Origin of the sequence: Ramlibacter sp. AN1133, assembly GCF_037890035.1 — a bacterium.
GTDB lineage: Bacteria > Pseudomonadota > Gammaproteobacteria > Burkholderiales > Burkholderiaceae_C > Ramlibacter.
In genome coordinates, this window is record NZ_JBBKTQ010000001.1 from 497,340 (window position 1) to 520,711 (window position 23,372).

Genomic DNA, 23,372 nt, shown 5'->3' on the forward strand with positions numbered 1-23,372 from the left:
CGGCTACAGCATGGAGGACAGGTTGCCCTTGAGCCGGCGGAACAGCGTCAGCGTGAAGTAGCCCAGGACGGCCGTGAGCGCGGCGACGTACAGCCACTGCGACAGGGGCGGAATGCGGTGGAACACCAGCGGCGCGCGCACGAATTCGGCCAGCAGGAAGAACGGGTTCCAGGCGGCCACGACCTGCAGCAGCCGCGGCATGGCGTCCAGGGGGTAGAAGATGGGCGAGGCGAACAGGACCATCATCAGCAGGTTCGGCAGCATCACGCTCACGTCGCGCACGAACACCGTCAGGGCGGCCAGCCCGAGCCCGAGCGCGGCCACGAAGGCGAAGGTGAGGAGGATACCCGGGATCGCGGCCAGCGCGTGCCAGCTCGGCATGTTGCCGTCCACGACCATCAGCACGGCGGCGAAGACGGCGCTGATGGACAGCGGTACCAGCCCCAGCATGCTGGCGGCCAGCGGCAGGCACTCGGTCTTGAACGCCATGTTCTTCACCAGCCCGCTGCTGGACACGACGCAGGAGGCGGCCGAATTGAGGGATTCGGTGATGGCCAGCCAGGGGCCGTAGCCGGCGATCAGCCAGGTGGCGAAGGCCAGCGTGCTGTCCGCCCCCGGCAGCCGGGCCTTGAACACGAAGCCGAAGACGTAGGTGTAGATCGCCAGCATCAGGACGGGGTTGACCACGGCCCACACCGTGCCCAGGCGCGAACCCAGGAAGCGGTCGCGCAGGAACATCCGGAAGAAGTTCCAGACGGTGGAGGCATCGCGGCGGTCGAAACCGAGGAAGGTCATGGAGTGGGAGTCACGTGGAGCGCCGCCGGATACACCAGCACCGCCCGGCCGCCGCGGTGGGGCCGGGGATTGACGACCTCGAAGAGGATGGAGCGGCGCGCGGTCACGCCGTGGTCCGCCAGGGTTTCGAACAGCATGCGGTAGATGCCGTAGTTGAGAGCCAGCCGGCCGAAGTCCACCCGCAGTTCGGTCCGGCCGCCGGCCGGGATGCGCAGCGCGGCGCCGTCGGAGGCCGCATCGCTTTCGAGCACCACCAGGCCGTCGAGCCGCTCGACCCGCAGCCGTGCCTTGAAGGCGGTGCCGACGGCGCCGAGCACCTGCGCCGCCAGCGCGACCGGGTCGCCCGTCACCAGCACCGAGGCCGGCAGGCCCTCGGCCGTGTGCATCGCCAGCGCCGGGATGTCCCAGCCCGGCGCCAGCGCCTCGTGCACGATCTCCCGGCGGAACCGCTCGAGCAGCTTCGCGTTGTCGGATTGCCGCACCTCCTGCAGGTAGGCCGCCGTCACCGGCTCCGGCGCGCCGTCCTGCCGGACCACCCCGGCGTCGATCCAGATGCAGCGGGTGCACATCTCGTTGATGGCGCCCATCGAATGGGAGACGAGGATCAGGATCCGGCCCCTGCGAGTGAGCTCCCGCATCTTGTCCGTGGCCTTGGCCGCGAAGCGGGCGTCGCCGACCGACAGGGCCTCGTCGATGATGAGGATCTCGGGCTCGACGTGCACGATGGTGGAAAAGGCGAGCCGCGCCTTCATGCCGGTGGAATAGGTCCGCACAGGCCGGCCGATGAACTCGCCGAGCTCCGCGAAGTCCGCGATCTCGTCGATGAGCCCGCGGGTCTGGTCGCGGCTGCGACCCATCAGCTCGCCCTCGACGTAGATGTTCTCCACCCCGGTGAGATCGTCCCGCAGCCCCATGCCGAGCGTGAAGATGGCGGTCACCTTGCCGTGGACGTCCAGGGTGCCCGCCGTGGGGTCGGCGATGCCGGCAAGCAGCTGCAGCAGCGTGGTCTTGCCCGCGCCGTTGCGGCCGATGATGCCGACGCGCTCGCCCTCGCCGATGCGGAAGCTCACGCCGTCGACGGCCTTCTTCACCGGTCCGTGGGCCAGCTGGAAGTGCTTCTGCAGCGCGCGCGCCTCGATCGACAGCTCGTTCATGCCGCGTGCTCCGTCCAGCGCAGCGGCAGCGTCGCCACCCCCGCCGTGGGCTGCCCCTCCACCCGCATCGACAGGCCGTTGCCGTAGGTCCAGCCGCGAGCGTCCAGCGCCTCGCGCGCACCGGTGGCGGGATCGGCGGCGCCGGTCAGGAACAGGTTCACCGAATACTCGCCCGGCGCCAGCGGCAGCCGCGGGATCTCCAGCTCCACGCGATAGCGCCCCGGCACGCTCGCCACCGGCTGGAATTCGGTCAGGATCACCGGCTCCCAGCCCACACCGAGCTGCAGCGCCTCGATCGACACGGCCGCCTCGGCCGCGACGGGCTCCATGATCTCCACGGTGAAGCCGAGGCGGCAGCCCGCCCCGCTGGTGCCGCCGAAGGTCTCGCCGTCCTCCACCAGGAAACGCGCGCGGTGCGCCTGCGGCTTGGGCAGGTCCAGGTAGCTGCGCACCACCGCGTCCGAGTAGCCTTCGAAGACGACGCGGCCGGAGGCCAGCACCTTGGACTGCCGGCACAGCTTGATGACCGCCGACCAGTCGTGGGTGACCAGCAGCCCGGAGGCGCCGCTGGCCAGGTGCTCGCGCATGCGGGACCAGGACTTGGCCTGGAAGTGCTCGTCGCCCACCGACAGGATCTCGTCGATGAGGTAGACCTCGTGGCGGATGGCGGTGGCGGTGGAGAAATACAGGCGCGCCGCCATCCCGGCGGAGTAGGTGTGGATGCGCTCGTCGAAGTAGTCGCCGAGTTCGGAGAAGTCGCGGATGTCCTCCAGCAACGGCGGCCAGCCGGCGCGCGCGACGCCGAACAGCTGCAGGTAGCGCTCGGCGAACTCGCGGCCGGTGAGCTGGGCGTTGCCGAAGCCCCCCAGCTCGAACAGCCCCGCGACGTCGCCGCCGAGGGCCACCACCCCCTTGTCGGCCGCGTAGATACCGCCCAGCAGCCGCAGCAGCGTGCTCTTGCCGGCGCCGTTGCGGCCCAGGATGCCGACCACCTCGCCGTGCGGGACCTCCAGCGAGACGTCGTCGAGCGCGGTGAAGCGGTCCTGCGGGCGCAGGCCCCTGACCACGTCGCGCCATCCCATGCGGCCGGACTTGGGGAAATACTTGGTGACGCCCTTGGCGACGATAGCCTGTTGCGGCATCAGGAAGTTACGAGCTCGCGGGTGCGGACGACGCCACAATTCATCAGCACGTCGATGATGGACATGCCGGGTACGAAGCCTGTCGCGCCGTGCTGCGGATAGGCGGGGTGCGTGTAAGCCTGATATTCTAATTCGAGCCCGGCAGCGGCGAACAGCGCGTCCTCCTGATAGCCGCCGGCGCCCCCGCCCGCCAGGTAACGCCGGCAACCGGCGGCGCGCACCAGTTCCACCAGCCGCTGCGTGCCGGTGGCCTGCGCGGCGAAGGCGGAAGCCAGCACGAAGCGGCCGCCCAGTCCCAGCGCCGCAGCGATCGTGCGCACCGCGTGCAGGTTGTACGGCAGCAGCCTTGGTTCCGGGTTGCGCACCAGCGGCTCCAGCAGCGACATGGCCTCGGCATAGTGCGGCGCGCGGGCGTAGTGCAGGTGCAGGGTCCTGGCCAGTTTTTCGCGCCAGGGCTGGGCGTCCCACTCGATCTGCGCCAGTGTCTGCACGCCATGCGCCGGGCGGCGGATCGGCGCCGTGACCCACTTGCCCTGGCCGGCCACGGGCAGCTGGACGCGGTTGGACCAGCTGCTCCCCGTCTTCTGGTACTGCACGTCGTCCATCACGATGAACACGTCGGCGCGCGCGATCTTGTTGAAATAGCCGAGCCAGGGGAAGAAATTCGGCTGGTGGATCGCGGCGGTGCGGATGTCGTTCACTTCGGCCGATCCAGCGCGAACCTGCGCCCGTGGACTTCCGTCCACAGGTTGGCATAACCCGGCATGGAGCAGGCGTGGAGCCGCCGCTCGAACTCGGCGCGCGGCATCTGCGCGTCCACCTTGCACAACGCGACGAAATCCGCGCGCCGGCGCACCGGGCCCGTCCAGCGCAGGCCGGCATCGGGCGACGGCAGCCGACCGGCCGCCACGCTCGCAAGCAAGCTTCGCATCAGCCGCAGCCCGCAGGTGTTCGCCACGGCCAGCAGTTCCTGCGGCGGAGTGTCCGCACCGACCGCGGACAGCTCCACGGCAACGACAGGTCCCTGGTCGATCGCCGGGGTCATGCCGTGAAGCGTCGCCCCGTACTCGCGAACGCCGTCATAGGCCGCGAAATGGTGGGGATCGCGGCCCGGATAGGCTGGCGTCGCCGCGTGGATGTTGAAGGCGTGCAAGGTCGGGAGGGAAAGGATGTCGGCCGGAACGATCACGCCCGTGCCGAACGCCAGCAGGACGTCCCAGGCTCGCCCGCGCATCGCCCCGCGCAGCTCGTCCAGCGTCTGCACGCTGCCCAGCGCGCCGAAGCCGCCCAGCTCCTTCACGGTTCGCACGGCATCCGCCGCGAACGGCGGATGCATCAGCAGCAGCAGATTGACGCCCGCAGCCATCGCCATCAGGTCCGCAGAACCCTGATCGCGCCCGGCGCCGGGACCAGCCGCGGCGGGCGCAGCAGGGGGCTGCCTGCGATGAGGCCGCTGTAGATGCGATCGAACTCGCGCGCTGCAGCCTCGGACGAATGCCAGTGGAGCATGAACTCGCGCCCTCGCCGCCCGATCTCGGCGCGTTTGGCGGGATTGGACAGGAGGTCGACCAGCACGTCTTCCACGGTGTCGGGCGTGGCACTCACGATGGGCAGGTCGCGCGCGTATTCGGGCAGTTCCTCCCGCAGGCTGTCCAGCCACTCCGGCCGGATGTAGCAGATCACCGGCTTGCCCAGCATCATCGCCTCGCGGGCGTTGGCGCCGAACCAGCCGTAGGTCAGCATCTCCAGGAAGACGTCCGCCTGCAGCTGCAGGTAGCGCACGTCGCGGTTCGGCACGCCCTCGGGTTCCAGGAGCTCGATGTCCCAGCCCTGCCCCTTGAGCTTGTCGATCAGGGGCAGGTAGGTGTGCGACGACTTGATGTTGACGCCGTCTTCGAGCGTGCGGTCGCCACGGTGGCCGACCGCATGGTAGAGCAGCAGGGTCCGTTCGCTCCGGCGGGGAATTCGGAACCGCTCCGGGATGTCGAGGTCGGGTCGCCAGACCTCGGAGTCCATGCAATACACCCACGGCGCCTCGTGCACGCGCGGGTCGTCGTTGTAGTCGGCCCGGTTGCCTCCCAGCAGGCACTGGTAGTCGGCCACCGAGTTGCGGAGGCTCCCCCATCGCAGGTTGCGCTCGTCGCTGCAGACCGACGGCTCGTCGCGCCAGCGGCAGATGGCGCACACGGGTTCCGCGCCCCAGCGCGAGAACGAGGTCTGGGACACGCCGTCGAGGCAGCCGTTGTTGGTATAGGCGACCTTCTTGCCCAGTGCCTTCAGCAGGTGGATCTCGCCGTGATCGCCGAGCAGCGGCGCCACCAGCGCCGCCATCGGCCAGCCGAAAGTCATGCCGTGTGCGTTGCTGAAATGGAACACGTCGTAGCCGTAGAGCGAAGCCACGTAGAACCGCAAGGTCTGCAGGGCCTCGTCCGGCTGGCCGGCGAAGCGGAAGTCCTCGCCGTGATAGTAGATCTGCGTGGCGGGGTCGCCGTCCCAGTTCAGCAGGTCGGCCTTCCAGCCGCGCGCGCGCAAGGCACGCGAGAGGTACCACAGGTTGTAGTAGCACTGCCCCGAGTACAGGACGCGCTTGCCCGCGCACAGCGCGAGCAGCGGCCGCACGAGCACGCTGTTGGTCCAGAGGAAGCGCAGTTCGGCCAGCAGGTCTTCCTCGCTGTCGTCCTCGCGCGGCTGCAGCGGCAGGCCCGCGTACTTGCGGACTTCGGCGCGCACCCTCGCCGGGAGGTCCAGCGCAGGCCGCATGCCGGGACGGAACTGCTCCTGCGCGCGGGTCAGCTGCTCCAGCAGCAGCGGGTGCCCCGCGCTGAACGCCAGCTGCCCGTGGAGCGCGCGCTCCACGCGCCGCATGGAGGCGCTCCCCTGGTCCGCCAGCAGGCGGACCTGCCGCGCGTGCGCTTCCTCGATCCCGGCGAGGAACTCCGCCTGGGCGGCCTGCAGGCGCTCCATCAGGGGCTGGGCCAGGGCCTGCGTCGACCGGACCGCGTCCTGGGCGGCCGCCTCCGCGGCCTTCATCGAAGCCTCGGCCGCGGCCGCGACCGACGCCATGGAGTCGCCGGTCGCCTGCTTGAGCGATTCCTCCACGGTCTGCCGCAGCGGCGGCAGCATCGCCTGGAGCGCATCGCGCGCGGCGGCCTCGACGGCCGGACCGGCTGCCTCCTGGATGAGGGGTCTGGCCTTTCGCAGGACCCAGTTCTTCGCTCGCCTGATCATCTCTTCGTTTTCCGGGCCGGCCTGACGCCGGCCTCCCTGACCCGTTCCTTCGCTGGCCGGACGGCGCCCTGGGGCCGCGGCGTCCGGTGCAGATACGACGGCGGCCCTTGCGGCCGCCGCCAGTGAGAATCCATGGCCTGCATTATCGCTGCCCGCTATGATCGCCCGCCATGCACGAGCGATCTTCCTAGTGAGGGACAGTCTCTGGAAACCCTGCACCTGCTGACGCTGGACATCGACTGGGCCCCCGACTGGATGGTGGCCGACGCGGCCGATGCGCTCACGCGCCGGGGCGTGCGCGCCACCTGGTTCGCCACCCATGCCTCGCCGGTGCTCGCCGACCTCCTGAGCGAGCCGCTGTTCGAGGTCGGCCTCCACCCGAATTTCCTGCCGGGGAGCAGCCATGGCGCCACCCCCGGCGAGGTCGTGCGGCACCTCCTGGCCCTGGTCCCGGGCGCCCGCTCGGTGCGCGCGCATTCGCTGTTCCAGTCGGAACGCCACAGCCAGCTGCTGGCGGAGGAATTCGGCCTGCGCACCGACTGCTCGGTGCTGCTGATGGACGCGGACCACGTGGCGCCGCACCGCGTGCGCTTTTCGGACGGCGGCCCGTGGCTCACGCGCGTGCCGCACGTGTTCCAGGACAACATGTTCATGTTCACGGGTCGGCCGTGGACCTTCGACGACCCGGCCTTCCACACGCCGGGTTTGAAGGTGTTCGATTTCCATCCCGTGCACCTGGCGCTGAATTCGCCCGGTTTCGGCGCCTACGCCGCGCTGAAAACGGCAGGCAAGCCGCTCGCGTCGCTGGCGCGCCAGGATGTGGCGGCGCACCGCTTCGGCGGCGCCGGCGCCGCGACGCTCTTCGAGGAGGTCGTGAACCGCGCGCGCGGCGCATCGCTGACCATCGACCAGTACGTGGACAGGTGGCAGCCGTGACTCCCCGGCTCAGGGTGGCTGTCATCGGGCGCACGGAGATGCTGCTGGAGGCCGGCCGCAGGATCGCGGCGGCGGGCCACAGCGTCCCCCTGGTGGCGACCTGCGCCGCCTCCGACACCTCGGCGGCCGGCGAGGAGGACTTCCGCCGCTTCGCCGACGAGGTGGGCGCGGACTATTTCTGCTCGGCGGCCATCAACGCCCCGGCGCAGCTGGCGAGGCTGCAGGCGGCGCAGTGCAGCCTGGCGATGTCCATGAACTGGCTGACCCTGATCGGCCCGCAGGCGCGCGCCGCCTTTCCCCAGGGGGTGTTCAACGCCCACCCCGGCGACCTGCCGCGCTATCGCGGCAACGCCTGCCCGAACTGGGCGATCCTGGCCGGCGAGCCGAGCGTCGGGCTGTGCATCCACCAGATGGCCGACGCGCTGGATGCCGGCCCGGTGGCCCTGCGGGACCGCTTGCCGCTCGACGACGGCACCGACGTGGAGCAGGTCTACGACTGGCTGCGCCGGCGCATTCCCGAGATGTACCTCGCGCTGGTGGAGAGCGTGGCGGCAGGCACCCTGCAACTGCAGCCGCAGCCGCAGGACCCGGCGCTTTCCCTGCGCTGCTACCCGCGGCGGCGCGAGGACGGCCGCATCGACTGGAGCCGCCCGGCCGCGGAGGTCCACCGGCTGGTCCGGGCATCGACCCGGCCGGCGCCGGGCGCCTACAGCCTGCTCGAAGGCACGCGGCCGGTGACCATCTGGCGGGCGGCCGTGGTGCCGTCCGCCGGACCCTTCCTGGCCGTGCCCGGCCAGGTCTGCCGGCAGGAACAGGGCGACCCGGTCATCGCCTGCGGCGACGGCATGCTGCGCCTGCTGGAGGTCGACGTCGAAGGCTGCGCCGGCGGCGCCGACGCCAAGGCCGCCATCCTCCGCAGCCTGCGCAACCGGCTCGTCTGAACCGCTGCCTCAGTAGTTGGGGCGGTTGGACTTGCGCGTGGTCTCGTCGTACCACGCGCCCATGCGGCGCGCATAGCCGTCGATGGCGCGCTGCAGCCGCTGGCGGGGCGTCAGCGGCCCCGGCGTCCACCACTCCGGGTGCGTCAGGATGTGCAGCCGGGGGTGCCGCACGGCATCGATCAGCCGCAACCAGGGCTCGAAACGCCAGACGCCGTTGGAGTCGGACACGTACCGGTACTCGCCGGCCATGCGTGCGGAATAGGCATTGACCATGCCGCAGACCTCGTCCTCCTGCGGCAGCCGCGAGCGGAAATCCCCCGCCAGGTGGAAGCTCACCGCTTCCGCCGGACGGCCGAACTCGTGTTCGATCAGCGCCTTCTCGAACTGCACCAGCCGCTGCAGGTCTTCCGGGGCGTGGTCCATCGACACGTCGAAATGCAGCGCCAGCCGGTGCCCGAGGGAGAGGATCTCGTCGACCACTCGCTTGCTGTCCGGATGGAGCAGGTTGTAGTACAGGCAGCGCGGGAACACGAAGTAGGTCGCCTGGACGCCCTCCTCGCTCTCGATCCTCGCCAGCGCCAGGGCCCGCTGCAGCGACGCGTCGAGGTCGTGCCGCAGGATCGCATGCGGCCCGGCGGCGGGCTCGCGATAGCCGCAGATGGCGTATTGCGCCGCCGTCAGCCGCAGCAGTTCGCGGTAGGACGCCTCCGTGAAGTCGTCGGGAGCGGCGGTCATGCCTTCACCGCCGACAGGTAGACGCCGAAGCGGTGCGCATCGCCCTTCCAGCCGTAGGCCTGCACTTCCTGGACCTCGAAGCGGCCGCCGAGCGCGGCCTCGATCTCGGCGGGGCGGAAGTGATGGAAGTGCACCGTGTCCCGGTACAGGTGTGCCTGCGTGGTCCACAGCAGCGTGGCCAGGTACAGCCGGCCGCCCGGGCGCAGCACGCGCCGGGCCTCCTCCAGCGCGAGCTGGTAGTCGAAGATGTGGTCCAGCGAAGTCTGGAAGCCCACCGCGTCGAAGCTGGCGTCGGCGAAGGGGAGGAACTCGCCCAGGCCGCCGACCCGGAACACAGGGGAAGGCGACGAGGACGGCTCGAGGCCGACGTAGTCCACCTGCGCGCCCAGCATGCCCCGGCTGAGGAGGGCGTCGTCGCAGCCGATGTCGAGGAAGCGGCCCTCGGCGTCGCGCAGGAGCCGTGCCGAGCGCCAGAGGTGCCGCTCGTACCAGGGGTCGCCGGCGGAGAGGTTGTTCACGTTGTTGGACGCCTTGAGCAGGCCGAAGGCACAGTACTGCTCGAGCGGCGACAGCGAAGGGAACGCGCCCAGCGTGCCCGCGCCCTGGAGCACCCGCTCGACGGCGTCCAGGTCGCAGGGGAACAGCATGGGGCAGCCGGAGACGATGGGGTAGAAGCGCTGGCTGCCCTGCAAACCGTCCCCCTGGCGCACCAGCGCGCCCTTGTCGAGGGGCTCGCGCAGCAGCGGCAGCACGTCCGGCAGTTGCAGGAAGCGCTGTTGCGCCCCGCGCGCGCGCAGCTCATCGACCGTGACCCCCTGGGTGTCGGTCGATATTTCGAGCGGGCGGCCGCAGAAATTCATGCGCTAGCCTCCCCGGCCCCGAATGAGCGGCGGATGCCGTCTTCCAGCGCGACGCGAGGGCTGCCCAGTGTGCCCCGCATGCGGCTGGTGTCGGCGAGATAGCACGCCGGCGCGCCCGGCGTCTCGCGCGCCAGCAGCGGCACGCGCAGGCAGGCGGCCAGCAACGCGGCCAGGTCGGCGACGGAGGTGTCCTGCACGCCGGCGATGTTGATGCTGCCACCGGCGTCGCCGAGCGCCGCCGCGAGTGTCAGGCCCGCGGCGTCGTCGGCGTGGATCGGGTTGAGCAGGGCGCCGCGCCCCCCGGCGAGTTCGATCGTTTCGCCCAGGCGGATGCGCTGCGCCAGGCGCGGCAGCAGGAACCGCGGACGCTGGCCGGCGCCGTAGACGAAGAAGTAGCGCAGCACCACCAGCGGGATGTGGGGCTCGAAGTGCCGCAGCAGTTCCTCGCAGCGGGCCTTGGTCGACAGGTAGAAGCTCAGGCCCCGGCCGGCGGGCGGGGTGGCCTCCGTGATCCGGACCGCGGGGTCGGGCTGGGAACCGAAGATGCCGCCGGAGGACGCGAACAGGAAGCGCCCGCACCCGGCATGCACGGCCCACTGGCACAGCGCGACCGGCGCCGCAATGTTCAGGGCCACCGCGTTGCTGGCGTTGGCCGGGAAGTCGTTATGGTCGTCACCCTGCGCCAGGTACAGCACGGCGTCGAAGGCCTCGCGCGGCAGGCGCTCGGCCAGGTCGTACGGATGCCGCAGGTCGGCGACGACTGTGCGCACGTCTCCTGGGGTCTCGGCACGGCAGATGCGCGTGACTTCGTGCCCCGCGGCGCGGGCCTGCCGCACCAGCTGGGTTCCGACCAGCCCGGTGGCGCCGGCGATCAGCAGCCTGGCCATCAGGCCACCAAGTCCACGTCGCTGTGCTCCAGGCACAGCAGCGACCATATCAGCAGGCGGCGGTTGCGCTGGCCGCTCATGTGCTCCTGCAGCAGCCGCCCCACCACCTCCGGATTCATGATGCCGTTGATCCGCGCCTGCGGCCGCAGCAGGCAACGTTGCACGTACTGCAGGCTCTCGCCGCGGAACCAGCTCGCGTCCGGGGCCGAGAAGCCCTGCTTGGCGGCCCGGGTCACCATCTTCGGCATCCACGGCTCCACCGCTTCACGCAGGATCAGCTTGCCGTCGTGGGTCCGCTGGAAGTATTGCTCGGCCTTGGGGCCCAGCGTGTTCTCGTCCAGGCGTTCCTCGTGGCGCGAGGCCAGCTTCAGGCGCGCCGGAACCCGCATGGCGAAGTCCACCAGGTCGTTGTCGAGAAAGGGGACGCGCGACTCCAGCCCGTGCGCCATGCTCAGCTTGTCCTCCACCACCAGCAGCCCGTGGAGGAAGGTCTTGGCCTCGAAGTACAGCGCGCTGTTGACGTAGTCCTCGTAGGTATTCAGGTGCGATGGATGCGAACCGAACACGTCCTTGAAGATCTGGCGCGTGTCCACCTGCCGCGCCTGCTGCCACACCGGCGCCAGCAGGTCGCCCATGCCCTCCGGCGGCACCAGCCGCTGCCAGTTCGCGTAGTAGCCGTCCACATAGTCGTCGAACGCCATCGGGCGATCGGGCGCGAAGTAGCGCCAGGGATAGCCGCCAAACAGCTCGTCGCCGCCGGTGCCGGTCAGCACCACCTTGACGAACTTGCTCGCCAGCCCGGCGACGTAGAAGTTGGGATAGGACTGCCCGACGCGCGGCTCGCCCATGTGCCGCATCAGCCGCGGCATCACGCGTTCCATGTCGCCGGACTTCAGCACCATCTCGTAGTGCTCGGTCTTGTAGAGGTACGACATGTGCTCGGCGCGCTCGCGCTCGTCGAAGGCGACCTCGATGCCGTTGGCCGAGTGCAGGTCGAAGCCGCAGGTGAAACTTTTCAGGAAGGGCAGTTCGCGGGCCGCGATGGCCGTGACACAGCCCGAGTCGATCCCGCCGCTGAGGTAGGCGCCGACCTCGACGTCGCTGACCAGCTGCCGGTGCACGGCCTGCTGCAGCAGCCCGGACAGCTCCTCGCGCAATTCGCCCGGGCTGGCGGTGCGTTCCGGTTCGCGAAAGCTGAAGTCCCAGTATTGCCTCAGCTCCAACGAGCGGCCGGCAGAGATCCAGCCGGAGTGCCCTGCCGGGAACATGCGCACCCCCTGGTACAGCGTGCGGCCGGAGAAGAAATTCTGGAAGGTGAGGTACTCCACCAGGCCGTCCACGGCCAGCCGGCGCCCGCAGGCCGGCTGAGAGGTGATGGCGACCGGCTCGGAGGCGAACAGGAACTGGCCGCCGCCCTCGAAGTAGTAGAGGGGCTTGACCCCGTAGCGGTCCCGCGCCAGGAACAGGCGCTGCTCGCGCTGGTCCCAGATCGCGAACGCGAACATGCCGTTGAAGCGGCTCACGCACTCGGGACCCCAGCGCACGAAGGCTTCGAGCAGCACTTCGGTATCGGACTCCGTGCGGAACTCGGCGCCGAGCTGGCGCAGCTGGGCGCGCAACTCGCGGAAGTTGTACACCTCGCCGTTGTAGGTGACGACGTAGCGGCCCGACGCGTGCCGGAAGGGCTGGGCCGCCGCCGGGCTCAGGTCCAGGATCGCCAGCCGCCGGTGGGCGAAGGCCAGGGGTCCGTCGCTCCAGCTGCCCTCGCCGTCGGGCCCGCGATGGGCCAGCGCGTCGCCCATGCGCTGCACCGCGGCCAGGTCCGCGGGTGCGCCATCCAGCCTCAGGAGACCTGCAATGCCACACATGTCAACACGCCCCGCCGCACCCGCTCGCCGGCCGGTTCAAGCGGCGGCCCGTCGGGCCGCCACTTCGGCGATGTGCGCCTTCCGCCATGCGATCAGGTCCTTCAGTCCCGCGCGAAGGTCCATCGCGGCCTCGAAGCCGATCTCGGCCTTCGCCCGCCGCGGGTCGCCGATGCGGTTGCGCACCAGCGTGGCCTGGCTGCGCGGCGCGTACTGCACGGCCTGCCTGCTGCCGGTGAGCTCGATCAGCAGCTCGGCGAGCTCCTTCAGCGACGTCCGCACGCCCGTGCCCACGTTGTAGCAGCGGTCCACCGTGTCGGCCTTCATGGCCGCCACGTTGGCGCGGCCGCAGTCCTGCACCGCCACGAAGTCGAAGGCCTCGGTGCCGTCGCCCAGGATGGTGGGGCCGCGGCCTGCGTCGAGCGCGTCCAGCATCTTCATGATGACGGCGATGTAGGCGCCCTTGTAGTCGGCGCGCGGCCCGTACACGTTCATGTAGCGCAGCCCCACGTAGGGCAGGCCGTAGCGGTGGTGCAGCGCGCGGGCCATGGCCTCGCCGCAGATCTTGGTGGCGCCATAGAAGTTCTTGTTGTTGAACGGGTGGTCCTCGTCCATCGGCTCCTGCACGGCGTCGCCGTACACGGAAGCCGAGGAGGAATAGACCAGCCGCTGCACCTTGTGCTTGACGCACGCTTCCAGCACGTTGAAGGTGCCGCCCACGTTCACCTCGAAGGCCGAGCGCGGGTAGTCGTGGCAGTGCAGCAGCCAGAGCGCGGCGAAGTGGAACACCCCGTCCATGCCTTCCATCGCCGCGTCCAGGATGTCGCGATGCAGGATGTCCCCACCGAGCGGAAACACCTTCACGCGCGGATCCTTCAGGGCGGCGGCCAGGTTCTCCTCGCGTCCACGTGCGAAGTTGTCGAAGATGCGGATTTCGGCTACATCCTCCTTCGTCAGCGAGTCGACCGTGTGCGACCCGATCAGCCCCGCGCCGCCGATCACCAGCAGCTTCTTGCCATTGAGGTTCATTCGCTTCCCGGGGGCTCAGGCCGCGGCCAGCGCCGCCACCACCCGCTCCATCTGTTCCATCGTCAAGTCCGCGCTCATCGGCAAACTCATCACCCGCTCCGCCGCCCACTGGCTGTGCACCGTTTCCGCGGCCGAGGCGTCGTCACGGTAGGCCGGTTGGCGGTTGAGCGCCACCGGATAGTGCACCGCCGTCGGCACGCCCTGCGCCTGCAGCGCCTTCTGCACGGCCTCGCGGTTCTCCACGAACACCGTGTACTGCGCCCAGACGCAGTCGCGGTCCGGCCGCACCGTGAGCAAGCCCGCCTTCGCGCCGGCGTCCTGCAGCATTTTCCCGTACGCGTCCCCCAGCGCCAGCCGGCGCTCGACTTCCCAGTCGAAGCGCTCCAACTTGCCCAGCACCACGGCGCACTGGATCGTGTCCATGCGGCCGCCCACACCGATGCGGGTGTGGTAGTAGCGGCGTTCCTGGCCGTGCACGCGGATCTCACGCAGCGCCTTGGCCAGCGCGTCGTCATTCGTGAAGAGCGCGCCACCGTCGCCGTAGCAACCCAGCGGCTTGCTCGGAAAGAAGCTGGTGCAGCCGATCGTCGACAGGTTGCCGCTCCTGCGGCCCTGGTACGTGGCGCCGAAGCTCTGGGCTGCATCCTCGATGACGGCGATGCCGTGCTGCGCCGCGATCGCGTTGATGGCGTCCATGTCCGCCACCTGGCCGTACAGCGAAACCGGGATGATGGCCCTGGTGCGCGGGGTGATCTTCGCCACGATCTTCGTCGCGTCGATCAGGCAGGTGTCGCGCTCGATGTCCACATAGACCGGCTTGGCGCCGGCCAGCACGATCATTTCCGCCGTCGCGACGAAAGTGAACGGCGTGGTGATCACCTCGTCGCCGGGCCCGATGCCCAGCGCCAGCAGGGACATGAGCAGGGCCTCGGTGCCGGAGGCGCAGCTGATGCAGTGCTTCGCTCCGGTGTAGGCCGCGAGCTTCTGTTCCATCTCGGCCACTTCCGGGCCGAGGATGTACTGGCCGTGCTCCAGCACCTTGTGGATGCGGGCGTCGATGGAGGTCTTCAGGGCCCGGTATTGCGCCTTGAGGTCGATGAACTCGATCTTCGACGACGCGGCTTCCTTGAGGATCGCGTTCACTGTGTTTCCTTCACTGTTCGAGGGTGCAGACGCCATCGCGCAGGCGATAGCGCTCTCCCGTGTGCGGGCAGCGCGCCTCGCCGTCGCCCGCCAGGGGCAGCGGCAGGCGCTCGCCGAAGCGGCTCATCCACCCGAGCTGGCGCGCCGGCACGCCGACCATCAGCGCGAAGGCCGGCACGTCGCGATTGATCACGGCACCGGCGCCGATGAACGCGTATTCCCCGATGGTCGTGCCGCACACGATGGTGCTGTTCGCGCCCAGGGTGGCGCCGCGCCTGACCAGCGTGCGGCGGTATTCGTCCTTGCGGGTGACGGCCGAACGCGGGTTGTACACGTTGGTGAACACCATGCTGGGGCCGCAGAACACGTCGTCCTCCAGCGTCACGGCGTCGTAGACCGACACGTTGTTCTGGATCTTCACGTTGTCGCCGATGCGCACGTCGTTGCCCACGAACACGTTCTGGCCCAGCGAGCAGCGCTCGCCGATGCGGGCGCCGCCGCAGACATGGACGAAGTGCCAGACCCGCGAGCCTGCGCCAATCTGCGCGCCCTCGTCGACGATCGCGGACGGATGCACGCTGTATCCCATCAGAGCTCCAGCGGCAGGTTGACGCGGCGGCCGTCGCGCGCCGAGCGGTAGGCGGCCACGAGCACTTCCAGCGATTTCAGGCCTTCGCGCCCGTCCACCTCCGGAACGGCCTTGCCGCGCATCACGTCGATGACGTTGCGGTAGTACAGCGGGTGCCCGAAGCCGTACACGCTGGTCGTCTCGTAGCTGGCCTTCTGCACGTCCTTGTCCTCGGGCCGCTGGTCCTCGAATTCCCAGTGCTGGATCTCGTTGACGGCCATGCCGCCGACGCGGACCGTGCCCTTCTCGCCCAGGATCGTGATGCTGCCCTCGAAGTTCTTCGGGTAGGCGAGCATGGTGACGTTCAGCGAGCCCATCGCGCCGCTGCGCCACTTGCAGGAGAGCACGCCCGTGTCCTCGGCCTCGATGTCGCGTGCCAGCGTGCCGGTGAAGGCATGCAGGCTCTCGATGGGGCCGATCAGCCATTCCAGCAGGTCCACGTAGTGGCTGGCCTGGTTCATGAAGGCGCCGCCGTCCATTTCCCAGGTGCCGCGCCAGGCCGCCTGGTCGTAGTAGCCCACCTGCGGGCGCTGCCAGAAGACGTTCAGCGTGACCATGTAGATGCGGCCGAAGCGCTTCTGCTCCACGGCGCTCTTGAGCAGCTGGAGCGTCGCGTTGCGCCGGTTCTGCTTGACGACGAACAAGTGCTTGCCGGCTTCGTCGCAGGCGCGCACCATCCGCAGTCCGTCCTCCCACTTCGTAGCCATCGGCTTCTCGGTCAGCACGTGGAAGCCGGCATGCGCCGCCTTGATGGCGTGCGACGGGTGGACGCCGCTGGGCGTCGTCAGGATCACGACGTCGGCGTTGGTGTCGGCCAGCAACGCGTCGATGTCGTCGTAGCCCTTGGCGCCGGTCTCGCGCACCGCCGCCTGCAGGGCGCGGGGATCGATGTCGCATACGCCCACGAGCTCGGCGTCGGCCGCGTGCTCGCGGATCGAGCCGATGTGGTTCTTCGAGATGCGGCCGCAGCCGACGAGGGCGAAGCGGACCTTCCGCTGGGAGATTGCCTGGGTCATGCCACCACCGCCTTCACAGGCGCCAGACGGTGAAACCGGCGGCTTCGAGCTCGGCGCGGTCGTAGATCGACTTCACGTCCACCAGCACGGGCTTGGGGCCTCGCACCATCGCGTGCAGCTTGGCCGGCGCCAGCGCCTTGTACTCGCGGTGCGACACGGCCACGATCAGCGTGTCGACCGGGTGGTCGGCGTCGATCTTTCCCAGGTGCACGCCGTACTCCTCTTCCACCTCGTGGCTCGCGGCATGGGGGTCCGAGACGACGACCTTGATGCCGTAGCTCTGGAGCTCGCGCACGATGTCGATCACCTTGGAATTGCGGATGTCGGGGCAGTTTTCCTTGAAGGTCACGCCCAGCACGCCGACGGTGCAGCGCGCCACGTCGTGGCCGCACAGCAGCATCTGCTTGACCGCGCTGCGCGCCACGTAGCGGCCCATGTTGTCGTTGATGCGCCGGCCCGCCAGGATCACCTGCGGGATGTAGCCCAGCTTCTCCGCCTTGTGCGTCAGGTAGTACGGGTCCACGCCGATGCAGTGTCCGCCCACCAGGCCGGGGCGGAAGGGAAGGAAGTTCCACTTGCTGCCGGCCGCTTCGAGCACTTCCATGGTGTCGATGCCCATGCGCTCGAACACCACCGCCAGTTCGTTCATCAGGGCGATGTTCAGGTCGCGCTGGGTGTTTTCGATCACCTTGGCGGCCTCGGCCACCCTCAGACTGCTGGCACGGTGCACGCCGGCCGTGACCACGGATGCGTAGACTTCCGCCACGATGTCGAGGGTGCGCGCATCGGAGCCGGAGACGATCTTGCGGATCTTGGTGAACGTGTGCTCCCGGTCGCCGGGGTTGATGCGCTCGGGGCTGTAGCCGACGGTGAAGTCGACGCCGAACTTCAGGCCCGACTCGCGTTCCAACACCGGGACGCAGTCTTCCTCGGTGGCACCCGGGTAGACGGTGGACTCGTAGACGACGATGTCGCCCTTCTTCAGCGCCTTGCCGACCGAGCGCGAGGCGCCCACCAGCGGCGACAGGTCCGGCGTATTGCCGGCATCCACCGGAGTGGGCACGGCCACGATGAAGAAGTCGCAGCTGCGCAGGTCCTCGACGCGGTCGGTGAAGCGGATCTCGGCGGCCGCGAGGTCCTGGGGAGCGACTTCCTCCGTGCTGTCCTTGCCCGCGCGCAGTTCCGCGACCCGGGAAGCCTTGATGTCGAATCCGACGACGGGGTGGGTCTTGCCGAAGGCGACGGCCACCGGCAGGCCGACGTAGCCGAGCCCGATTACTGCGATCTTTCTGTTCATTTGCATCCTCAAACAACCCTTGCGGGCATCCCCCCTTGGCGGCGAGCCCGCGATTATCGCAGGCTGCCCGGCCTTACTCGTAAAGCTCGGCCGCGGCCAGGCCGCCGGCCGCGGCATCCCGCGCGGAAAGCTGCAGCGCGCCGGCATCCGGCCAGCGGATCCCGATGCTTGCATCGTTCCACGCAATGCACCGCTCGTGCTCCGGCGCGTAGTAATCGGTTGCTTTGTAAAGAAAGTCCGCGACGTCCGTCAGCACCACGAACCCATGCGCGAACCCCGGCGGAATCCACAACTGCCGCTGGTTCTCCTCGCTCAGGACCTCGCCCACCCACTGGCCGAAGCTCGGTGAGGAGCGGCGAAGGTCCACGGCCACGTCGTACACGGCACCCCGCACCACCCGCACCAGCTTGCCCTGCGGCTGCTTCACCTGGTAGTGCAGGCCGCGCAGCACTCCGCGGGCGGAGCGTGAATGATTGTCCTGCACGAAATCGGCATCGACGCCGGTGGCCTCGCGGAACACCTTGCGGTTGAAGCTCTCCAGGAAGAAGCCGCGTGCGTCGCCGAAGACCTTCGGTTCCAGCAGCAATACTTCCGGCACCGCCGTCCGGGTCACCTTCATCGGGCCTGCCTTCCCTCGTGCAGCACGTGCAGCAGGTACCTGCCATACCCGTTCTTCTTCAGCGGCTCCGCCAGGCGCTCCAGTTGCCCATCGTCGATGAAGCCCGCGCGCCAAGCGATCTCCTCGGGGCAGGCGATCTTCAGGCCCTGCCGGTTCTCCAGCGTCGCGATGAACTGGCCGGCCTCCAGCAGGCTCTCGTGCGTGCCGGTGTCCAGCCAGGCGTAGCCCCGCTGCATGATGCGCACTTCGAGCTGGCCCCTTTCCAGGTAGGCCTGGTTGACCGCCGTGATTTCCAGCTCGCCGCGGGCGCTGGGCTTCACCGCCTTGGCGATGTCGACGACCTGGTTGTCGTAGAAGTACAGGCCGGTGACCGCGTAATGGCTCTTCGGCTGGGCCGGCTTTTCCTCGATGCTGGTCGCGCGCCCCTGGGCGTCGAAGGCGACCACGCCGTAGCGTTCCGGGTCCTGCACGTGGTAGGCGAAGACGGTGGCGCCGGCCGGCTGCGCATCGGCCGACTGCATCAGCGGCTGCAGGTCGTGGCCGTAGAAGATGTTGTCGCCCAGCACCAGCGCGCTCGGGTCGTTGCCGACGAACTTGTCGCCGATGATGAAGGCCTGGGCCAGGCCGTCGGGGCTGGGCTGCACCGCGTACTGGATGTTCAGTCCCCACTGGCTGCCGTCGGAGAGCAGCTGCTGGAAGCGGGGCGTGTCCTGCGGAGTGCTGATCACCAGGATGTCGCGGATGCCCGCCAGCATCAGCGTGCTGAGCGGGTAGTACACCATGGGTTTGTCGTACACGGGCAGCAGCTGCTTGCTCACCGCGATGGTGGCCGGATGCAGCCGCGTGCCGGAGCCGCCGGCGAGGATGATGCCTTTGCGTCGGGTCATGAACGTTCCAGGATTTCGTCAAGCATGCGGGCCACGCCCCGTTCCCACGGGGGCAGCGCCAGGCCGAAGGCCGCGCGGAAGCGCTCGGTGTCCAGCCTGGAATTATGCGGGCGCCGGGCGGGGGTCGGAAACGCGGAGGTCGGCACCGGGGCGATATCGGAGGGGCCGGCCCTGACAACTTCTCCCATTTGCTGCGCTTTACCAACAACGAAGCGCGCGTATTCGTGCCAGCTTGTTTCACCGGCGGCGGCGACATGGTAGATGCCGGCCAGTGCCGGATCGCGCAGCAGGGAGCGCGCCGCGTGGGCCGTGGCGTCGGCGAGCAGCTCCGCGCCCGTGGGCGCGCCGAACTGGTCGTCCACCACGGTCAGGCGCTCGCGTTCGCGGGCCAGGCGCAGCATCGTCTTGGCGAAATTGCCGCCCCGCGCCGCATACACCCAGCTGGTGCGCAGGACGAGGTGCAGCGGCTGGGCGGCCGCAATGCGCTGCTCGCCTTCGAGCTTGGTGCGGCCATAGACGCTCAGGGGCGCCGTGGCGTCGTCCTCGCGCCAGGGGCGGCTGCCGCTGCCGTCGAAGACGTAGTCGGTCGAATAGTGGACGACGGGTGCGCCCACGCGCCGCGCGGCCCGCGCGATCGCCTCCGGCGCCAGCGCATTGACGGTGAGCGCGCGATCCGGTTCGCTCTCGGCCTTGTCCACCGCGGTGTAGGCAGCGGCAATCACCACCACGCCGGGCCGCACGCGCTCCACGGTCGCGGCCACCGCCTCGGGCTGGAGGAAGTCACCCGCCAGGCCGTCCTCGCTCGCCGAGCCCAGGGCCACGACCTCCCCCAGGGGGGCGAGGCTGCGCCGCAGCTCCCAGCCCACCTGACCGTTGGCGCCGAACAGCAGGATCTTCACGGGTTCAGGCCTGCGCGTACTGCGTGGCAATCCAGTCCCGGTAGGCGCCGCTTTGCACGTTCTTCACCCAGTCGGCGTTCGCCAGGTACCACTGCACCGTCCTGCGCAGTCCGGTCTCGAAGGTCTCGGCCGGCTTCCACCCCAGTTCGCGTTCCAGCTTGCGGGCGTCGATCGCGTAGCGGCGGTCGTGGCCCGGGCGGTCCTTCACGAAGGTGATCTGCTCGGCGTAGCTGCCGGAGGCGCGCGGCGCCAGTTCGTCGAGCAGCGCGCAGACGGTGCGCACCACGTCCAGGTTGGCCTTCTCGTTCCAGCCGCCCACGTTATAGGTTTCGCCCGCGCGCCCGGCCTCCAGCACGCGCCGGATGGCGCTGCAGTGGTCGCCGACGTAGAGCCAGTCGCGGATCTGCTGGCCGTCGCCGTACACCGGCAGGGGCTTGCCGGCCAGCGCGTTGACGATCACCAGCGGGATCAGCTTCTCGGGGAAATGGTAGGGGCCGTAGTTGTTGGAGCAGTTCGTCGTCAATACCGGCAGGCCGTACGTGTGGTGGTACGCGCGCACCAGGTGGTCGCTCGCCGCCTTGCTGGCGGAATAGGGGCTGTTGGGCTCGTAGCGGTGCTGCTCGGTGAAGGCGGGCTCGCCCGGGCCCAGCGACCCGTAGACCTCGTCGGTCGACACGTGCAGGAAGCGCAAGCCCTCGCGTTCGGCGCCCTGCAGGCCGCCCCAGTACGCGCGCACCGCCTCCAGCAGGCGGAAGGTGCCGTCCACGTTGGTTTCGATGAAGGTCCCCGGCGCGTGGATCGAGCGGTCCACGTGCGATTCGGCGGCGAAGTTCAGGATCGCCCGGGGGCGGTGGCGCGCCAGCAGCGACTCCACCAGCGCGCTGTCGCCGATGTCGCCCCGCACGAACTGGTGCCGGTCGTCGCCTTTCAGGGACTGCAGGTTTTCCAGGTTGCCTGCGTAGGTGAGCTTGTCGAGGTTCACCACCGGCTCGCCGGTCGCGGCGAGCCAGTCCAGCACGAAGTTGGAGCCGATGAAGCCGGCTCCCCCGGTCACGAGAATCATGCGCAAACACCCCTGTGGCCCGGGCGGCCCCAGGCGAACCGATGATTATCGCATCCGCAGGTCAGTGGCTCCTTACACCCGGCGCGCTGGGGTGGCTAGTGTCCTGTCCCGCAAATATCCAGGCTCTCGTTCGGTGCAGGCGGGGATGATCGGTGGTTGGCCAGAGTGGGTCCAGCATGGAATTTACGGGACAGGACACTAGAAGTGGAGCCCCCGCAACATCTGCTGCACCGCGACGGCTTCGGCCGACAACTGCGCCTTCCCGGCTTCCTTCGCACCGGCCGCGGCGGCCGAGTCGGGGAACATGCGGAAAGCGGTGTTCATGCCGATCTGCGCCACGCGCGGCAGCATCGCGTGCAGCACCTCGCCGAAGGTGCCCAGCCGCGTCGCAATGCGCACCGGCTTTTCCACGCAGGCCTGCACCACGAGTTCGGCGGCCTCGTCGGGAGACAGCGTGGGCACGTTGTTGTAGATCTTGGTGGGCGCGATCATGGGCGTGCGCACCAGGGGCATGTTGATGGTGGTGAAGGTGATGCCCAGGTCCTGGAACTCGCTGGCCGCGCAGCGCGTCCAGGCGTCCAGCGCCGCCTTCGACGCCACGTAGGCGGAAAAGCGTGGGGCGTTGGTCAGCACGCCGATCGAGCTGATGTTCACGACATGGCCGCTGCGCCGCTCCACCATGGAAGGCAGCAGCCCCATGGTGACGCGCAGGGCGCCGAAGAAATTCAGCTGCATCGTGCGCTCGAAGTCGTGGAAGCGGTCGTAGCTCGACTCGATCGCGCGGCGGATCGAACGGCCGGCGTTGTTCACCAGGAAATCCACGCCGCCGTGCTGTGCCAGCACCATCTGCACGAAGCGGTCGCAGTCCGCCATGTCCGACAGGTCGGCCGGATAGGCCACGAAGGCGTAGCCGCGCGCCTGCGCCTCGCGGCACGCTTCGTCCAGCTTGTCCTGGTCGCGGCCGCAGATGATGGTTGTGGCGCCGGCTTCGGCGAACTTGTGGGCCGCGGCCAGCCCGATGCCCGAGGAGCCGCCGGTGACCAGCACCACCTTGCCGGCGACGGTGCCGCGCAGGGTGCGGTCGATGTGCAGTTCCGGGTCGAGGTGGCGCTCCCAGTAGTCCCACAGCCGCCAGGCGTAGTCCTTCAGGTCCGGGCAGGCGATGCCGCTGCCCTTGAGCAGCGCGCGGGCCTCGCGGTCGTCGAAGCGCGTCGGGTAGTTGACGAACTCGAGGATGTCGTCGGGCAGGCCCAGGTCCTTCATCACGGCATGCCGGATGCGCCGCACCGGGGCCAGGGCCAGCAGGCTCTTCTTGATCCCGCGCGGGATGAATCCGAGCAGCGCGGCGTTCACGAACAGGCCGATGCGCGGCGCATGCGCGGCCCGGCTCAGGATGTCCAGCACGTCGCCGACGCGGTAACCCTGCGGATCCACCAGGTGGAAGCAGCGGCCTGCGATGGCGTCCTGGTGGCTGATGTGGTCCAGCGCGGCGACCACGTAATCCACCGGCACGATGTTGATGCGCCCGCCCTCCAGGCCGATCGAGGGCATCCACGCCGGCAGCACCTGCCGCATGCGCTGGATCAGCTTGAAGAAGTAGTACGGCCCGTCGATCTTGTCCATCTCGCCGGTGCGGCTGTCGCCCACCACCATGGCGGGCCGGTACACCGTCCACGGCAGCCCCGAGGCCTCGCGCACGATCTTCTCGCTCTCGTGCTTGGTCATGAAGTACGGGTGCTCGAAGTTCTCGGCCTCCTCGAACATGTCCTCGCGGAACACGCCTTCGTACAGGCCCGCCGCCGCGATGGAGGACACGTGGTGGAAATGACCCGCCGCGATGGCCCGTGCGAAGTCCACGGCATGGCGCGTGCCTTCGACGTTCACCTCCACCTGGCTCGCGGCATCGGCGCCGAGGTCGTACACGGCGGCCAGGTGGTAGAAGTGCTGCACCTCGCCCTTCAGCCGCTGGATGTCCTCCGCCGCGACACCCAGTTGGTCCTGCGTGAGGTCGCCGAACACCGGCGCCGCCCGCGCGGCACCGACGCCCCACCATTCGCGCAGCGCCTGGACCTTGCCCTCGCTTTCGCGCCGGATCAGGAAGTGGACCACCGCGCCCTTGCGTTCCAGCAGTCGCTTGACGAAGCGCCTGCCGATGAAGCCCGTCGCGCCGGTCACGAAGTAGTGCATGCCCGTCCTCCTTGCGTTGCCTGGTGTCCGGGGAATTCTGCATCAGGCCGGGCCGCCGGCC

At 69.3% G+C, this 23,372-nt stretch carries 22 protein-coding genes; 2 read left to right on the top strand and 20 right to left on the bottom strand.

The window, feature by feature from the left end; genetic code table 11:
• Positions 1–3: 3 nt before the first annotated feature.
• The 6 genes from WG923_RS02295 to WG923_RS02320 are packed head-to-tail and all read right to left on the bottom strand — an operon-like array spanning position 4 to position 6,319.
• Positions 4–795 carry an ABC transporter permease gene (locus WG923_RS02295; RefSeq protein ID WP_340349287.1) on the bottom strand — a complete coding sequence of 264 codons (792 nt, stop codon included), beginning with the start codon at positions 793–795 and terminating at the stop codon, positions 4–6.
• On the bottom strand, positions 792–1,949 hold the full coding sequence (locus tag WG923_RS02300; protein ID WP_340349288.1) for an ABC transporter ATP-binding protein: 1,158 nt from the start codon (positions 1,947–1,949) through the stop codon (positions 792–794). The genes WG923_RS02295 and WG923_RS02300 overlap by 4 nt, the downstream gene beginning before the upstream one ends.
• Complete coding sequence (locus tag WG923_RS02305) at positions 1,946–3,091, bottom strand: ABC transporter ATP-binding protein (protein WP_340349289.1); 1,146 nt, start codon at positions 3,089–3,091, stop codon at positions 1,946–1,948. The genes WG923_RS02300 and WG923_RS02305 overlap by 4 nt, the downstream gene beginning before the upstream one ends.
• Entirely contained in the window at positions 3,091–3,792 is a 702-nt protein-coding gene (locus WG923_RS02310) for a WbqC family protein (protein ID WP_340349290.1), read from the bottom strand. The genes WG923_RS02305 and WG923_RS02310 overlap by 1 nt, the downstream gene beginning before the upstream one ends.
• Positions 3,789–4,463, bottom strand: a complete 675-nt coding sequence (locus WG923_RS02315; RefSeq protein ID WP_340349292.1) for a formyltransferase family protein — start codon at positions 4,461–4,463, stop codon at positions 3,789–3,791. The genes WG923_RS02310 and WG923_RS02315 overlap by 4 nt, the downstream gene beginning before the upstream one ends.
• Entirely contained in the window at positions 4,463–6,319 is a 1,857-nt protein-coding gene (locus WG923_RS02320; RefSeq protein WP_340349293.1) for a glycosyltransferase, read from the bottom strand. Before WG923_RS02320 ends, WG923_RS02315 begins: the two co-directional genes overlap by 1 nt.
• Positions 6,320–6,451: 132 nt before the next feature.
• Here WG923_RS02320 and WG923_RS02325 point away from each other — a divergent pair, with 132 nt between their 5' ends.
• Together WG923_RS02325 and WG923_RS02330 are read left to right on the top strand one after the other, a co-directional pair.
• Positions 6,452–7,255 carry a polysaccharide deacetylase WbmS family protein gene (locus WG923_RS02325; RefSeq protein WP_340349294.1) on the top strand — a complete coding sequence of 268 codons (804 nt, stop codon included), beginning with the start codon at positions 6,452–6,454 and terminating at the stop codon, positions 7,253–7,255.
• Positions 7,252–8,196, top strand: a complete 945-nt coding sequence (locus WG923_RS02330; RefSeq protein WP_340349295.1) for a methionyl-tRNA formyltransferase — start codon at positions 7,252–7,254, stop codon at positions 8,194–8,196. The genes WG923_RS02325 and WG923_RS02330 overlap by 4 nt, the downstream gene beginning before the upstream one ends.
• Positions 8,197–8,205: 9 nt before the next feature.
• On the opposite strand, the gene WG923_RS02335 is transcribed toward WG923_RS02330, so the two are convergent.
• The 14 genes from WG923_RS02335 to WG923_RS02400 form a co-directional block, all read right to left on the bottom strand.
• The gene (locus WG923_RS02335) at positions 8,206–8,931 is read right to left on the bottom strand and encodes a hypothetical protein (protein ID WP_340349296.1); all 726 of its coding nucleotides are present in this window, start codon (positions 8,929–8,931) and stop codon (positions 8,206–8,208) included.
• The gene (locus WG923_RS02340; protein WP_340349297.1) at positions 8,928–9,791 is read right to left on the bottom strand and encodes a methyltransferase domain-containing protein; all 864 of its coding nucleotides are present in this window, start codon (positions 9,789–9,791) and stop codon (positions 8,928–8,930) included. The genes WG923_RS02335 and WG923_RS02340 overlap by 4 nt, the downstream gene beginning before the upstream one ends.
• Complete coding sequence (locus tag WG923_RS02345) at positions 9,788–10,678, bottom strand: NAD-dependent epimerase/dehydratase family protein (protein WP_340349298.1); 891 nt, start codon at positions 10,676–10,678, stop codon at positions 9,788–9,790. Before WG923_RS02345 ends, WG923_RS02340 begins: the two co-directional genes overlap by 4 nt.
• A complete protein-coding gene (gene asnB, locus WG923_RS02350) occupies positions 10,678–12,546 on the bottom strand; it encodes an asparagine synthase (glutamine-hydrolyzing) (RefSeq protein WP_340349299.1) in 1,869 nt (622 codons plus the stop codon). Before asnB ends, WG923_RS02345 begins: the two co-directional genes overlap by 1 nt.
• 36 nt (positions 12,547–12,582) lie before the next feature.
• The gene (locus tag WG923_RS02355; protein WP_340349300.1) at positions 12,583–13,572 is read right to left on the bottom strand and encodes an NAD-dependent epimerase/dehydratase family protein; all 990 of its coding nucleotides are present in this window, start codon (positions 13,570–13,572) and stop codon (positions 12,583–12,585) included.
• 15 nt (positions 13,573–13,587) lie between these two features.
• Positions 13,588–14,679, bottom strand: a complete 1,092-nt coding sequence (locus WG923_RS02360) for a DegT/DnrJ/EryC1/StrS family aminotransferase (RefSeq protein WP_340349341.1) — start codon at positions 14,677–14,679, stop codon at positions 13,588–13,590.
• Between the two features lie 46 nt (positions 14,680–14,725).
• Positions 14,726–15,304, bottom strand: a complete 579-nt coding sequence (locus WG923_RS02365) for an acyltransferase (protein ID WP_340349301.1) — start codon at positions 15,302–15,304, stop codon at positions 14,726–14,728.
• Positions 15,304–16,359 (bottom strand): Gfo/Idh/MocA family protein, encoded by a 1,056-nt coding sequence (locus WG923_RS02370; protein WP_340349302.1) that lies wholly within the window; start codon positions 16,357–16,359, stop codon positions 15,304–15,306. Before WG923_RS02370 ends, WG923_RS02365 begins: the two co-directional genes overlap by 1 nt.
• Positions 16,360–16,372: 13 nt before the next feature.
• Positions 16,373–17,662, bottom strand: coding sequence for a nucleotide sugar dehydrogenase (locus WG923_RS02375; RefSeq protein ID WP_340349303.1), 1,290 nt, complete (start codon positions 17,660–17,662; stop codon positions 16,373–16,375).
• Between the two features lie 67 nt (positions 17,663–17,729).
• A complete protein-coding gene (gene rfbC, locus WG923_RS02380) occupies positions 17,730–18,275 on the bottom strand; it encodes a dTDP-4-dehydrorhamnose 3,5-epimerase (RefSeq protein ID WP_340349304.1) in 546 nt (181 codons plus the stop codon).
• Entirely contained in the window at positions 18,272–19,162 is an 891-nt protein-coding gene (rfbA, locus tag WG923_RS02385) for a glucose-1-phosphate thymidylyltransferase RfbA (RefSeq protein WP_340349305.1), read from the bottom strand. The genes rfbC and rfbA overlap by 4 nt, the downstream gene beginning before the upstream one ends.
• On the bottom strand, positions 19,159–20,061 hold the full coding sequence (gene rfbD, locus WG923_RS02390; protein WP_340349306.1) for a dTDP-4-dehydrorhamnose reductase: 903 nt from the start codon (positions 20,059–20,061) through the stop codon (positions 19,159–19,161). The genes rfbA and rfbD overlap by 4 nt, the downstream gene beginning before the upstream one ends.
• Positions 20,062–20,065: 4 nt before the next feature.
• Positions 20,066–21,124, bottom strand: a complete 1,059-nt coding sequence (rfbB, locus tag WG923_RS02395) for a dTDP-glucose 4,6-dehydratase (protein WP_340349307.1) — start codon at positions 21,122–21,124, stop codon at positions 20,066–20,068.
• Between the two features lie 198 nt (positions 21,125–21,322).
• On the bottom strand, positions 21,323–23,311 hold the full coding sequence (locus WG923_RS02400; protein ID WP_340349308.1) for an SDR family oxidoreductase: 1,989 nt from the start codon (positions 23,309–23,311) through the stop codon (positions 21,323–21,325).
• Positions 23,312–23,372: the final 61 nt, after the last annotated feature.